Origin of the sequence: Methylobacterium sp. E-016 (assembly GCF_022829745.1) — a bacterium.
Taxonomy (GTDB): Bacteria; Pseudomonadota; Alphaproteobacteria; order Rhizobiales; family Beijerinckiaceae; genus Methylobacterium.
This window is the reverse complement of the sequence record NZ_JAKSYF010000085.1, coordinates 13,168-26,841: the sequence shown is the minus strand read 5'-3', so window position 1 is coordinate 26,841 and position 13,674 is coordinate 13,168. Positions and strand designations below refer to the sequence as shown.

Here is a 13,674-nt window from a genome sequence, read left to right as displayed (position 1 = left end):
ACAGGCGGGGCGCGACGCCCTATGTCGATGGGATGATCGATTTCCAGACCGTCGGCGACCTCTGCAACGCCCACCACATCGCCGAGGAGGAGGTCGACGCCGCGGTGGCCGCCTACCTCGCCGACCCGCTGCCGCCGATCTTCGTGTTCCGGCAGGGCTATCGGCTGAACCTGATGAAGGCGGTGCGCAACCACCAGGGCGCACGGGTCTTCATGGAGCGCGAGGATGTCGGCATCGCGCTGAAGCGCCCGTTCGTCCGCGCGGCGATCCTGCAGGCGCGGCCGAAGGGCTGAGCGATCACGCTCAGTCCGGCAGCGCGAACACCACCAGCGCGTCGCCGGTGCCGAAGCCGGACGCCTTGGTGAAGGACGAGCCTCCGGCCGCCACCGCGACGTACTGCTTACCGTCGAGGCTGTAGGTGATCGCCGGGCCGCTGATGCCGGCGCCGCACTGGAACCGCCACAGGATCTCGCCGGTGCCGGCATCGTGCGCGTCGAGATGGCCGTCCTCCTCGCCGGAGAAGACCAGGCCGCCCGCCGTCGCCAGCGTGCCGCCGGCAAGCCGGCTCTCGGACCTCACCGACCAGGCGATGGTGCCGCCCTTGGCGAGGTTGACCGCCGTGAGCGTGCTGAAGCTCGGCTCGCCCTTCGCCTCGCCGGTCTCGGTGTAGCGTATCTCCGGCCGTCCGGGGCCGCCGGGCACGGTCTTGACGGTGTAGGTGGTCGCCCCGTGCCGGACCTGTGCGAAGGCGAGACCGCTTGCGGCATCGTAGGCCGTCGGCGGCCAGGACACGGCGCCGAGGGGTCCCGGCGCGACCACGGTGCCTTCCGCGGTCGGGGGAGCGAACAGGTTCTTCTGCGCGATCAGCGGGGCCGAGCGCTCGAGCAGCCGGCCCGTGGCGCGGTCGTGGACGTAGATCCAGCCGGTCTTGCTGGCGGAGGCGACCGCCTGCACCGGGCCGTCCTTCCCGTTCAGGTCGAGCAGGAACGGCGGGCTCGCTACATCGTAGCCCCACTCGTCGTGCGGCACCTGCTGATAGTACCAGCGCAGCGCGCCGGTTTTCGCGTCGAGCGCCACGAGGCTCATCGTGTAGAGGTTGTCGCCCGGCCGCGAGAGCCCGAAATTCTGCGGCGCCGGGTTGCCGGTGCCGAGGTAGATCAGGCCGAGATCCGGGTCGAAGGCCGGGGTCATCCAGAGCGATCCGCCGCCGACCCGCCATGCCTCTCGGTTGGCCGGCGCTGCCGCCTTCTCGGCGGCGACGTCGCGATGCAGCGGGACGCCGTCGGCGGTGGTCTCGACGTATCCGCCCTCCCAGCCGTCGGCCTTGGTGACGTACCAGCGCCAGCGTTCTTCGCCGGTCTTCGCGTCGTAGGCGGCGAGCCACCCGCGGCGCCCGTAGCCGCCCTCGATCCCGACGACCGAGCCGCCGTCGAGGCCGCCCTTCTCGTCCTCGACATGGAGCCCGTAGCCGGCGCCGCTCACCCCGACGATGACGAGACCGTCGGCGACGAGCGGCGGCATCTTGAAGCCGAGGCGGCTCGAGCCCTGCACTGGCTTGCCGCCGAGCTGCGCCGTCAGCCCCGATGCGGTCTCGGACTCGCCTTCCTCCGGGCGTACGGCCTCGTGGTCCCACACGACCTTTCCGGACTTGGCGTCGAGCGCGATCACCCGCCCGTCCATCGTCGCCTGGAACACGAGGCCGTCGGAGACGGCGACGCCGCGGTTCGAGGGCGGCCCGAAGATCTTCTCGGTGCGCGGCTTGTGGGTGTAGGTCCACAGCACCCGGCCGGACTTCGCGTCGAGCGCTGCGACGTTGTTCTGCGTGGTCGAGAGGTAGAGCGCGCCGTCGACCATCACCGGCTGGGCCTGGAAGTAGCCGGTCACCCCGGTCTGGAACATCCAGGCCGGCCGGAGCCGCCCGACGTTGCTCCGGTCGATCGCCGAGAGATCGGAGAAATTCCGGTTGGAATGGTCGTGCCCGAAGGTCCGCCACTCGCCGGCGGGCTCGGCGGCCCGCGCCGGCAGGGCGAGCGCAAGGAGCGCCACGGCGGCAACGGTCGATGTCGTCCTCGATGAACGCGGCACGCCGGCTTCCTCCCGCTCGGCGCGCAGGGCCGAGATGATTTCTTCTGGTTGCAGCCGGTAAGCGTTATCCCGCGAACTGTCGAACCGGACGAACGTCGCCGGCGCATCGATCCGCGGCCGCACCGGATCTCGGAGGGCGTTCCCTCAATGCCCCGCCGGCGCGTCGCCGCCGCGCTCGACCCGCTTGAGGATCATCGCCAGCGGCACCGCCGAAGCCGAGACGAGGCAGAGCGCCCAGAACACGTCGATGTAGGCGAAGAACGCCGTCTGCGTCGCGAGCTGCTGCCCGATCCAGGCGGTGGCCTGCCCCTGCGCGTCGACGCCGGGAGTGCCGTGCACCGTGAAGTACTGCGTCGCCTGCCGCATGGTCTCCTGGTAGGCCGGGCTCGTGGTGGTGACGCTCTCCGACAGCCGGCTCTGATGGAACTGGCTGCGATAGGCCAGGATGTTCTGCGCCAGCGACACGCCCATCGACCCGCCGACGTTGCGGGCGACGTTGATCAAGGCCGAGGCCTGGTCGGTCTGCGACTTCTCGATGCCCTCGTACGAGGCGGCGGTGATCGAGATGAAGATCATCGGCAGGCCGATGCCGATGTAGATCCGCGACCAGGCGAAGAACCAGAACGTGGAATCGCCGTAGATCCGGGTCAGGTCGTACATCGCCAGCGCCACGATCGTCGCGCCGGTGGCGATCAGCCATTTCGGCTGGAAGTAGCCGGACACCTGCCCGATCACCAGCATCATCGCCACGGTGACGAGGCCGCCGGGCGCCAGCACGAGCCCCGAGATGGTGGCGGTGTAGCCGTAATAGTCCTGCGTGATCTGCGGGATGAACTGCGTCGTCGCGATCAGGATCGCGCCGGTGGCGAGCATGACCAGGAAGCAGGAGCCGAACTGGCGCTTGCCGAGAAGGCGCAGGTCGACGGCCGGGTTCTTCGCCCTCAGAAGCCACGGGATCATCGCGACGAACGACACCACGGCGAGAACACCGAAGACCTGGATCAGCGGCGAGCCGAACCAGTCCTTGCGCTGGCCCTCGTCAAGGCAGACCTCGAGCGAGCCGAGGAAGGTCGCCACCAGGAGGAAGCCGACGACGTCGAACCGGATGCCCTTCTTCCGCAGCGCCTTGCGCTCCTTCACCGCGGCTTCGGAATCTTCCAGAAGCCACCACATCAGCGCCAGCGCGATCACGCCGACGGGGCCGTTGATCAGGAAGCACCAGTGCCAGGAGACGTTGTCGGACAGCCAGCCGCCGAGCGTCGGGCCGACGACCGGCGCGACGACGATCGCGAGCCCGTAGAGCGCGAAGGCTTGACCCCGCTTGGCGGGGGGGAACGAGTCGGCGAGGATCGACTGCGCCAGGGGCGCCATGCCGCCGCCGCCGAGCCCCTGGATCACGCGGAACACCAGCAGCGAGTTCAGGTCCCAGGCGAAGCCGCAGGCGATCGAGGCGATGGTGAACAGCGCGACGCTGGCGATGAAGAACGCCTTGCGGCCGTAGCGCTTGGCCAGGAAGCTCGATGCGGTGAGCGCGATCGCGTTGGCGACGAGGTAGCTCGTGACGACCCACGCCGCCTCGTCCGGCCCGACCGCGAGCCCGCCCGAGATATAGCGGAGCGCGACGTTGGCGATGGTGGTGTCGAGCACCTCCATGAAGGTCGCGAGCGCGACCACGAGCGCCACCGCCCACGGGCTGTGGCCGCCCGCGGTGCGCGGCAGGCCGCCGGACGTCGCCTTTGCCTTTCCCGCATCCTTGCCGCCGGCCTTGCGCGAACCGCCGCCCGCCGCGGCGGCCCCGGCGCTCATCGCACCCGCACCGTCGGCACGATCGACATGCCGGGGCCGATCGACACGTCCTGCGGCCACTCGTCGACGACGATCTTCACCGGGACGCGCTGCACCACCTTCACGTAATTGCCGGTGGCGTTCTGCGCCGGCAGCAGGCTGAAGGCGGTGCCCGAGCCGGGCTGAACCGAGGCGACCGTCCCGTTGATCTTGCGGTCGGGATAGGCGTCGATCTCGATCCTCACCGACTGGCCGGGGCGCATGTCGGTGATCTGCGTCTCCTTGTAGTTGGCGACGACCCACTTCTCGTCGGGCACGAACATCGCCAGCGATTGGCCGGCCTGAGCGTACTGCCCGACCGCGCCGGTGAGCTGCACGACCCGGCCCGGCTGCGCCGCCGTCACCGTCGTGTAGCCGAGGTTGAGCACGGCCTGCGCCGCCTGCGCCTCGGCGTTGGCGAGGCTGGCCTCGGCCGATGCCCGCTGCGCCTGGAGCGAGCCGATCTGCTTCTGCGCCTGCACCACGCTGGCGTTCGCGCTCGTCAGCGCGGCCTGGCGCTGCTCGAGGGTCGAGGTCGAGGATTGCGATTGCTGCACGGTGCCGGCGCCGCGGCTGGCGAGATCCTTGTAGCGGGCGGCATCCGCCTTCGCGAAGTCGAGCGCCGCCTGGTTCTGCGTCACCTGCGCCTTGGCGACGTCGATCTGCGCCTTCTGCGCCTCGACCTGCGCGTCGACGTTCTGAATCGACGCCTTGGCCGAGGCGATCTGCGCCTGAGCCTGCTCGAGGGCGACCTGATAATCGCGCCGGTCGATCTGGAACAGGGTCGCGCCGGTGTCGACGTGCTGGTTGTCGGTGACCGAGAGCGCGACGACGTAGCCGGACACCTTCGGCGCGATCGAGAACTGGCGCGCGTCGACGAAGGCGTCGTCGGTGGATTCGTAAGGGTGCAGGTAGATCTGCCAGTAGAAGAACCCGGCGATGCCGAGCAGCACGATCGCGATCCCGCCGAGGACGAACCACCACGGATGGCGCTTGAGGATACCCGGCCGGTTCTCGTCGTCCTCGCCCTCGGACGACGCGTCCTGATCGGGCTCGGCCTTGCTCTCGTCGGCTTCGTCGGCCTCGTCGCCCGCGGGAGGATCCTTCTCCTGCGGCTTGAGATCGATGATGTCGCGTCGGTCGGGCGCCTCCCGGTCGTCGGGGCGCGTCTGCGGGTCCAGGGCCGTCGCCTGGCGCTGATCGTCTAGCATCGAAAAGAAACCGCCTGCGCCCGCGCCGAACACTGCCGAAGCGGCCGGAGCGAACGAATAACCCGCCTCACCGACTAAAAAGGCGATGCGACGGCAAAGTTCCGCTGCGCTTCGCCGCGCCGTTCGACCCCGCGGGACAGGACCGAGGGGAACGGGCGTTGCGGTGCGGCGTTTTCGCGCCGGAGTACCGTACCGATCACCAGCGAGCCGATGCGATGGCCCTCTTCTCTCGAACCCATCCGACCGGCGTCCCGCTCGTCGGGACCGCGCGCCTCGACGCGATGAGCCGGACGCTGGCGCGCAACTGGTGGCTCGTCGCCCTGCGCGGCGTCGTCGCCATCCTGTTCGGCGTGATGGCCTTCGTGGCGCCGGCTGCCTTCGTCTTGTCACTGGTGTGGTTCTTCGCCGCCTACATGGTCGTTGACGGCGTGTTCGCGATCGTCGCCTCGGTCCGGGCGGCACAGGCCCACGAGCGCTGGGGCTTCCTGCTGATCGAGGGCCTGCTCGACATCCTGGTCGGCGTCGCGGCCTTCTTCGTGCCCGGCGCCGCCGTCTGGGCCTTCGTCCTGCTCGTCGCGATCTGGGCAATCGTCACGGGCGCGCTGATGATCGCGGCCGCCTTCCGCCTGCACCTGCATTTCGGACGTTGGTGGCTCGGCCTCGGCGGCGTGGTCTCGATCCTGTTCGGTGCGGTGCTGCTCGTCGAGCCGGGCATGTCGGCGCTGGTGCTCACCTGGTGGCTCGGCGCCTACGCCGTCGCCTTCGGCGTCCTGCTGGTCGTCCTCGGCTTCCGCCTGCGCGACCGCCACGAGGCTGCCGGCTCGCCGATGCCCTTCCGCCACGGCGTCTGAGAGACCGGACGTCCCGGCGGACGCCACACGGCATAGCTTCGCTCCGCCCGATCGTTCTAGAACGGCAGCGCCGGCGGGGCTGTGGCGTCGCACGGGCCGCCGTTCAGGAACACGATGCCTTCACCCGATCCGGATCGACGCCCCCCCGACGACGCCTCGCCCGATGCCGGTGCCGCGGCGCGGGAGGCGGCTGCCGCCGCCAAGGTGCTGGCGCGCCAGCTCGGCATCCTCGCAGCCGGTGCCGCGCGCGGCGCCGGGCGCAGGGGCCGGGAGGCGGCGCGCGCCACCGGATCGCTCGTCGGGGTCCTCGCGGCACGCCGCCGATCCAAAGCTCCGGCCGAGGCTGACGCCCCCATCGCGGGTCCGGCGACCGCCGGGTCCGCGCCGTCGCGCTTCGCCATCCGCGGGCGTTCGCTGCGCCCCGCCCTCCTGGTTGCCGGCGCCGTCGTCGCGTTGCCGCTCGTCGCGCTGGCCGGCTACGTCCTGTTCGCGTTCCTGACGCTGCCGCCGCTCGGCGGCGTGGTGATCGACCAGGGCCAGCGCGCGCTCACCGTCGAGGCCGACGACGGCCGGGTCTTCGCCACCCGCGGCGCGTTCCGGGGGCAGCCGATCACCAAGGCGGAGCTTCCGCCGCATCTCGCTCAGGCGATCGTCGCCATCGAGGATCGGCGCTTCTACAGCCATTGGGGCATCGACCTGCGTGGGCTGGTGCGCGCGGCCTGGCGCAACGCCGTCGGCGGCGGGGTGCGCGAGGGCGGCTCGTCGATCACGCAGCAATATGTCCGGCTGACGTCGCTCAACCAGGAGAAGACCCTGCGCCGCAAGATCCAGGAGGCCTTCCTGGCGTTGCGGGTCGAGTCTGAGATGAGCAAGGACGACATCCTCCTCGGCTACCTCAACACCGCCTATTTCGGGGCCGGCGCCTACGGTGCCGACGCGGCGGCGCGGCGCTACTTCGGCAAGGGCGCGAAGGCGCTGACCCTGCCGGAAGCGGCGATGCTCGCCGGGCTGGTGCGGGCGCCCTCGCAGCTCGCCCCGACGCGCAACTTCGGCGGCGCCAAGGAGCGCGCCGACGTGGTGCTGCAGACCATGGTCGAGACCGGCGCGATCACCGCGGAGGCCGCCGACGCGGCGCGGGCCAAGACCGTGACGCTGCGCACGCCGCCGGAGACGCCGCCGGGCAGCAACTACTTCCTCGACCTCCTCGCCGCCGACGCCAAGAAGCTCACCGACGCGCCGGGCGACCTCACCGTGCGCTCGACCCTCAACCTCGACCTCCAGAGCCTCGCCGAGGGAATCGTCGCACGCCGCCTCGACGCCGAGGGCGGCAAGAAGAAGATCGGCCAAGGCGCGCTCGTCGCGATGTCGAAGGACGGCGCGATCCTCGCGATGGTGGGCGGGCGCGACTACGAGGACAGCCAGTTCAACCGCGCGACCCAGGCCAAGCGCCAGGCCGGCTCGCTGTTCAAGCTGTTCGTCTACCTCACCGCCTACGAGAACGGCCTGACCCCGGAGACCGTGCTGGTCGACCGCCCGGTGCAGATCGGCGACTGGGAGCCGCAGAACGCCAACAACCGGTTCCGCGGCGCCGTGCCGCTGCGGACCGCCTTCGCGCTCTCGATCAACACGGTGGCGGCCCAGCTCGGCGAGGAGCTCGGCATCCCGGCCGTGATCGCGACGGCGAAATCCCTCGGGGTGCAGTCCGATCTGCCGAACGTGCCGAGCCTCGCGCTCGGCTCGGCCGAGGTGACGCTGCTGGAGATGACACGCGCCTATGCCGGCGTTCTGGCCAACCGCACGCCGGTGGAAAGCTTCGACATCCACGCGATCCGCGGCGGAGCGCCGGCCCCGCTCTATCTGCGCCCCGACGCCAAGCCCGCCGCCGGCCTGCCGGGCGACAGCCGCACGATGATGCTCGATTCGCTGCAGGCGGTGGTCGACGGCGGAACCGGCAAGGGCGCGCGCGTGTCCGGCTTGGCCGTCGGCGGCAAGACCGGGACGACGCAGGATTACCGCGACGCCTGGTTCATCGGGATGACGCCCGACATGGTCGTCGGCGTCTGGGTCGGCAACGACGACAATTCCGCGATGAACCGCGTCGGCGGCGGCGACGTCCCGGCCTCGATCTTCCGCGATTTCGTGCAGCGGACCTCGGCGCAGATGGCCAAGGGCCGCAAGCGCCCCTCCGCGGTCAAGGCCGAGCCGCAGCCGGCCGAAGCGCCGCCGCCCGCGGCCGCCGCGCCGGCCGCCGGCCCCGAGTCGCGCGGCGTGCCCGAGGTGATCGATACCGGGACCCTGTCGTTCCGCGGCCGCACCGTGCGGCTTGCCGGCGTCGACGGCCAGGGCGGCCACCTCGCCCGCCAGCTCGCGCGCTACCTGCGCCGCCGCGAGGTGGTGTGCGCGCCCGATGCCGGCGGAACCCAAGGCACCCGCTGCCGCATCGACGGCGACGACCTCGCCGCGCTGATCCTCTCGGCCGGCGGCGCCCGCGCCAGCGAGGACGCGCCGCCCGACCTGCTCGCGGCGGAGGAGCAGGCGCGGTCGGAACGCACCGGGATGTGGGGCGGGCGCCGCTGAGGGAACGTCCCGGCTTACCCGGGGCCTTCCATCCGATCCGGGCCCGCGGCGATCGACGCAGCGCTCCGGTCCGAGGCGGCCGTTCATAACGCGTTGTAGAACCCAATCGCCTCCTCGAGCTCGCGCTCCTCATAGCCGAAATGCGAGATCACGATCCGCTCGAAGCGCTCGTAGATCCTGCCCAGGGCGAGGGCGTAGTCGTGGCGCGGATCCACGGCGATGGCGCGCGCGATCTGCAGGATGCGTTCGAGCAGGGCGTGCACGGTCCGGTGCTCTGCGCCGAGGCGGTCGAGGACCGGGCGCATGCCAGCGTCCTGCCTGATGGCCGGGAAGACGCTGCCTTCCTCGATGTCGTGATGCATCTGGAGCATCTGGCATTGTTGCCCGCACAGGTTGCCGAACGCGCGGTAGTTCGCGACCATCGACAGGGACGCGACGCCCTCGGACACGGCCTCGACGGTGCCGGTCCCCGACCGGAACCGGTCGAGCGCAGCGCGGACGGCGGCAAGCTCGGCGAGGTGGTGCCGGTGATACAGGCCCAGGCGCCGCCCTCGGGCGCGTTGCATCGGGGTGACGCCGGGGATGGCCGGTGCCCTGGGCCGGGTCGCGTCGTCCAGGAAGGGGATCCCTTCCAGGGTCAGGATGGGTTCGACCGTCATGGCGGGCAGGCTTTCGCTTCGGAACTCGTGGGAAGGGCGAGGGACCGGGTTCGCGCCTCCGCGTCAGCCCGCCGGTTGGCGCCTCTTCAGCTCCATGTTCTCGCGGTAGAGCAATTGGAGGCTCTTGAAGACGCCGGCGAGATACGACGCGTAGGTCGGCAGGGTGTCTACGGCGACGCCCGCGCGTGTCGCGAAATGCGCGACGATGGCATCGGACTCGGCGGTGAGGACGCCGGGCGTCAGCTCGGCCGTCGGATAGGCGACCCGGGTTCCGGTTCGTGCGAGAAGACTGCCGATCTCCGTCTGCTCCTTCGTGCCGGGGACGAACTCGCGCAAGGTCACGTGGTCGAGCTGCCCGGTTTCCAGGAGGAACAGGCGGACCTTGAAGCAGAACGGGCAGCCGGCCATCAGGTAGATGACGGGCTTGAACGGGGTATCGGTCATAGGCGGTTTTCCTCTTCGATGCGGGCTCGAAAGGTCGATGCGGCCGGAGCAAACGACGTCCGACGCTATCCTGAGAGGCATCAGCACAGCCGGGCGACGGCGAGGCTCACGACCAGCAGCAGGATCGCCGGCGCGGGCGAGGACGGCAGCACCGGGAGGTGGGCGAGGATCGCGCCTGTCATGTTCGCCGCGAGCCAGACGGCACCGAAGAATCCGTAGCCCGGCACCAGGAGGGGCGCGGCTCCGACGACCTCGATCACGCCCGTGACGATCCCGAGCCATTGCCCGAGGCCGATCTGATCGAAGAACTGGATCATGATCGGAACGCCGCCGCGCCTGGCACCGCCGGTTTCCAGGAAGGCGACGACGAGCAACGCCGTCAGGACCAGGACGGTGATGTCGCGAGCGCGCGCGGGCGCAGCTGCAGGAGCGACGAGGGTCTGCGACATGCGCGATCTCCTTGCTGGACGGTGAAGCCGGAGCGATCGCCGGTCGCGCGCGCCGATGCACGGGGTTCCGTCTCGTGCCTCGGTTTCGATTAGTGACCGGGTCATGATATGAGTTCGCGGAGCCGTCGCAAGACGGCACAAACCGGATACCGAGGTTACATGGATGTGACCGCGTCCCAGGCGAAGCACTCGCCCGAGTGCCTGCGCGTCTCGCAACTGCTGTCGCGCATCGGCGACAAGTGGACCGTGCTCGTGATCATGCTGTTGCGTGAGCGCGCGTGCCGTTTCAGCGAACTCAAGCGCGGCGTCGACGGGATTTCGCAGCGGATGCTGACCCTCACGCTGCGCCATCTCGAGCGGGACGGTCTGGTGACCCGGACGGTGACGCCGACCATCCCGCCGCGCGTCGACTACGAACTCACGGAGATCGGGCATTCCCTTGCGGAGCCGATCCAGGCGCTCGGGCGATGGGCGTTCGACAACCTCGCCCGGATCGACGCCGCACAGGCATCGTACGATGCGCGCGCGGAGGCGGCCTGACGCCACCCCATCGCACCCGTGGATTCACTGGCGTCGGTGACGGGCTCCGTCAGCGCTCGACGGCGTCCCCTGCGGCATGATCGGACGGCGCCGGGACATGCGGCGCGTGCTGTGGCGGTCACCGCGCAGGATGTCGAGGAAGCCCGATGCGAGCGGAAACGGAAGGCCCCCCGCTGCCGCATCGGCGGCGGCGACCCCGCCGCGTTGATCCTCTCTGCCGGTGGCGCCCGTGCCTTCGAGGGTCGGGTTCGGCGACAGACGGCCGTCGCCCTATCGGTCCGCGAGCCAAACGGCCTGACGCGGTCGCCGGCGGCTGCTAGCGTCCGATCCCACTCGAACAAGAACGTCTGCGGGAGGTCACGATGCGGAAACCCGTCCTGGGTCTCGCCTGGGCGCTGCTGAGCTTCGGGTCACCGGCTCTGGCCGAGCCTGCGCCCGACCATCCGGCGACCTTCAAGCCGGCGCAGCGCGAGGGCTACTTCTTCGTCGGCGGCGCCTACGAGACGGTCGCGGGCAAGGGTGCCGCCGTCGGGCAGATGTTCGTGCAGTATCACGCGCCGGTCGAGGTGGCGCAGCCCTATCCCGTGGTGATGGTGCACGGCACGGCGCAGACCGGCGTGAACTTCCTCGGCACGCCGGACGGGCGTCCCGGCTGGGTCGATCGGTTCGTCGAGAAGGGGTTTGCCGTCTACGTCGTCGATCAGGTCGGCCGCGGCCGGTCCGGCGACGATCCGGACGCCTACGGCCCCTATGCGCGGCTCGCGCCGAACGACCTGGAGACGATCTTCACCGGGCAGGAGCGCTTCGACCTGTTTCCGCAGGCCAAGCTTCACACCCGCTGGCCGGGCGGGGCCGGCGTGAGGGGCAACGCGGCGTTCGACCAGTTCTACTTCTCGCAGGTGCCGTTCATCGCCAGCGCCCTGCGCAGCGAGGAGCTCGTCGACCCCGCGCTGATCGCGCTGCTCGAGAAGATCGGGCCGTCCGTCCTGCTGACGCATTCGCAGGCCGGCGTGTTCGGATGGGCGGTGTCGGACCGGCGCCCCGACCTGGTGAAGGCGCATGTCGCGGTCGAGCCGAACGGGCCGACCTTCTACGACATCCGCTTCAAGGGGGGAGCGGCCTGGTACGAGAAGGTCGGCGAGGCGCGTGCCCGGCCCTACGGCATCACCCGCGTGCCACTCACCTTCGATCCGCCGGTCTCGACCCCGACCGACCTCGTCGTAGCGCAGTCCGAGGCGCCGCTCCGTCCCGGCCAGATCCGCTGCTGGCTCCAGGCCGAGCCGGCACGCAAGCTGCCGAATCTCGCCCGCGTACCGGCCGTGATCGTGACGGCCGAGGCCTCGTTCCGCGCGACGATGGACGACTGCACCGGCGCCTTCCTCGAGCAGGCGGGCGCTAAGCCCGACCGCTTGGCGCTGGCCGAGCACGGCATCCACGGCAACGGCCACATGATGATGCTGGAGACCAACAACGGCGAGGTCGCCGACGCGATCATCGGATGGATCGCCGGCAGGCTGAAGTAGCGGCGCGGCCTACCGGAACGGCGGCTCGTCGAAGCTGCGCAGCTTGCGCGAGTGCAGGCCGTGGCGGTCGCCGCGCAGGATGTCGAGGGCGGCTAGCCCGATCAGCAAGTGCTCGGCCACCGCTCGCTCGTAGAACGCGTTGGCCGCGCCCGGCAGCTTGATCTCGCCGTGCAGCGGCTTGTCGGAGACGCAGAGCAGCGTGCCGTAGGGCACCCGCAGGCGGTAGCCCTGCGCGGCGATCGTCCCGCTCTCCATGTCGACGCCGATGGCGCGGCTGAGGTTGATCCGGCGGCGTTCCTGGCTGAAGCGCAGCTCCCAGTTGCGGTCGTCGTAGGTGACGACCGTGCCGGTGCGCAGGCGCCGCTTCAGCGCGTCGGCCTTCTCCCCCGTGACCTGCGCGGCCGCGGCCTGGAGCGCGAGCTGCACCTCGGCGAGCGCTGGCACCGGAACGTCCGGCGGCACCAGCTCGTCGAGGATGCGGTCGCGGCGCATGTAGCCGTGGGCGAGCACGTAGTCGCCGATGGTCTGCGATTGCCGCAGGCCGCCGCAATGCCCGACCATCAGCCAGCAATGCGGGCGCAGCACCGCGAGGTGATCGGTGATCGTCTTCGCGTTCGAGGGGCCGACGCCGATATTGACCAGCGTCGTGCCCTGCGCGGTGCCGTCGGCACCTTCGGACGCGAGGTGGTAGGCCGGCATCTGGAAGCGGTGCCAGGGCGAGGCGGCCATCAGCGCCGCCGGGTCGGCGGAGGCGGCCTCGCCGCGCGTCACGGTGATGCCCCCCGGCATGACCAGCTTGGTGAAGCCCTCCGCGCCGGAGGCGAGGCGCTCCAGCCCGTGGCGGACGAACTGGTCGACGTAGCGGTGGTAGTTGGTCAGCAGGATCCAGGGCTGGACCTCGCGCCAGTCGCAGCCGGTGTAGTGCACGAGGCGACGGAGCGAGTAATCGACCCGCACGGCGTCGAACAGGGCGAGCGGGCGCGGCTCGTCGGCCATCGGCTGCCAGGTCCCGTCGGCGATCTCGTCGCCGACGAGCGAGAGCAGCGGCACCGGGAACCAGGTCGCGAGCTCGGCCGGGCTGACGCGTCCCGCGCCGAGGTCGGTGCCGGGCTCGAGCACGTAGGAATACGGGATCTCCTGCGCGCTCAGGCCGACCTCGAGCCCGACCCCGTAATCGGCCACCAGCGGCTCGAGCTGCGCCGTCAGGTAGGCGCGAAAGTCGGCGGGGCTGGTGACGGTGGTGCTGTAGGTGCCCGGCGCCTGCATCTTGGCGGTCGCGCGGCTGATGCGCGGGACCGGGCCGGCGGGCCGGTAGGTCACGCGAAGCTCCGGGTAGCGGAACTGCAGCCGCTCGGCGGCGTCCGGCGGCCTGCCGCCGTCCAGCGTGCGGGTCAGCGCGGTGCGCAGGGCCTGGGTCGCGCCGGCATGCAGCTCGACCAGCCGGTCGACGGCGGTCGCGACGTCGGCCACCGCCTCCATCGGGCGCAGTTCGTTCTCGATCACGCGCGTTC

The 13,674-nt window shown here is 70.7% G+C and carries 12 protein-coding genes; 5 read left to right on the top strand and 7 right to left on the bottom strand.

Annotation, left to right across the window (positions count from 1 at the left end; all coding sequences use genetic code 11):
* Positions 1-32: 32 nt before the first annotated feature.
* On the top strand, positions 33-293 hold the full coding sequence (locus MKK68_RS11290) for a hypothetical protein (RefSeq protein WP_147727069.1): 261 nt from the start codon (positions 33-35) through the stop codon (positions 291-293).
* A 10-nt stretch (positions 294-303) separates the two neighbouring features.
* Here MKK68_RS11290 and MKK68_RS11285 read toward each other — a convergent pair whose 3' ends face one another.
* The 3 genes from MKK68_RS11285 to MKK68_RS11275 form a co-directional block, all read right to left on the bottom strand.
* Positions 304-2,046: a pyrroloquinoline quinone-dependent dehydrogenase gene (locus tag MKK68_RS11285; RefSeq protein WP_409567219.1), complete on the bottom strand. Its 1,743-nt coding sequence runs from the start codon at positions 2,044-2,046 to the stop codon at positions 304-306.
* 183 nt (positions 2,047-2,229) lie between these two features.
* Positions 2,230-3,891, bottom strand: coding sequence for a DHA2 family efflux MFS transporter permease subunit (locus MKK68_RS11280; RefSeq protein ID WP_244030322.1), 1,662 nt, complete (start codon positions 3,889-3,891; stop codon positions 2,230-2,232).
* Entirely contained in the window at positions 3,888-5,120 is a 1,233-nt protein-coding gene (locus MKK68_RS11275) for an HlyD family secretion protein (protein WP_244030320.1), read from the bottom strand. The genes MKK68_RS11280 and MKK68_RS11275 overlap by 4 nt, the downstream gene beginning before the upstream one ends.
* Before the next feature lie 215 nt (positions 5,121-5,335).
* Between MKK68_RS11275 and MKK68_RS11270 the strand changes: the two genes are divergently transcribed.
* Entirely contained in the window at positions 5,336-5,971 is a 636-nt protein-coding gene (locus MKK68_RS11270; protein ID WP_243949597.1) for an HdeD family acid-resistance protein, read from the top strand.
* A gap of 114 nt (positions 5,972-6,085) precedes the next feature.
* A complete protein-coding gene (locus tag MKK68_RS11265) occupies positions 6,086-8,548 on the top strand; it encodes a PBP1A family penicillin-binding protein (RefSeq protein WP_244030319.1) in 2,463 nt (820 codons plus the stop codon).
* Positions 8,549-8,631: 83 nt separating this feature from the next.
* Here the strand turns inward: MKK68_RS11265 and MKK68_RS11260 are convergent, their stop codons facing one another.
* The 3 genes from MKK68_RS11260 to MKK68_RS11250 all read right to left on the bottom strand — a co-directional run bounded on the left by MKK68_RS11260 (position 8,632) and on the right by MKK68_RS11250 (position 10,100).
* Positions 8,632-9,207 carry a hemerythrin domain-containing protein gene (locus MKK68_RS11260; RefSeq protein ID WP_244030317.1) on the bottom strand — a complete coding sequence of 192 codons (576 nt, stop codon included), beginning with the start codon at positions 9,205-9,207 and terminating at the stop codon, positions 8,632-8,634.
* A 63-nt stretch (positions 9,208-9,270) separates the two neighbouring features.
* Positions 9,271-9,651 carry a glutathione S-transferase N-terminal domain-containing protein gene (locus tag MKK68_RS11255; RefSeq protein WP_244030315.1) on the bottom strand — a complete coding sequence of 127 codons (381 nt, stop codon included), beginning with the start codon at positions 9,649-9,651 and terminating at the stop codon, positions 9,271-9,273.
* 80 nt (positions 9,652-9,731) lie between these two features.
* Positions 9,732-10,100 carry a DoxX family protein gene (locus MKK68_RS11250; protein WP_244030313.1) on the bottom strand — a complete coding sequence of 123 codons (369 nt, stop codon included), beginning with the start codon at positions 10,098-10,100 and terminating at the stop codon, positions 9,732-9,734.
* Positions 10,101-10,259: 159 nt separating this feature from the next.
* On the opposite strand from MKK68_RS11250, the gene MKK68_RS11245 reads away from it, so the two are divergent.
* Both MKK68_RS11245 and MKK68_RS11240 read left to right on the top strand, forming a co-directional pair.
* On the top strand, positions 10,260-10,640 hold the full coding sequence (locus tag MKK68_RS11245) for a winged helix-turn-helix transcriptional regulator (protein WP_147841832.1): 381 nt from the start codon (positions 10,260-10,262) through the stop codon (positions 10,638-10,640).
* A gap of 362 nt (positions 10,641-11,002) precedes the next feature.
* Positions 11,003-12,163 (top strand): alpha/beta hydrolase, encoded by a 1,161-nt coding sequence (locus MKK68_RS11240; protein WP_244030311.1) that lies wholly within the window; start codon positions 11,003-11,005, stop codon positions 12,161-12,163.
* A gap of 9 nt (positions 12,164-12,172) precedes the next feature.
* Here the strand turns inward: MKK68_RS11240 and MKK68_RS11235 are convergent, their stop codons facing one another.
* Positions 12,173-13,666, bottom strand: coding sequence for an AMP nucleosidase (locus MKK68_RS11235; RefSeq protein WP_409567218.1), 1,494 nt, complete (start codon positions 13,664-13,666; stop codon positions 12,173-12,175).
* Positions 13,667-13,674 lie beyond the last annotated feature (8 nt).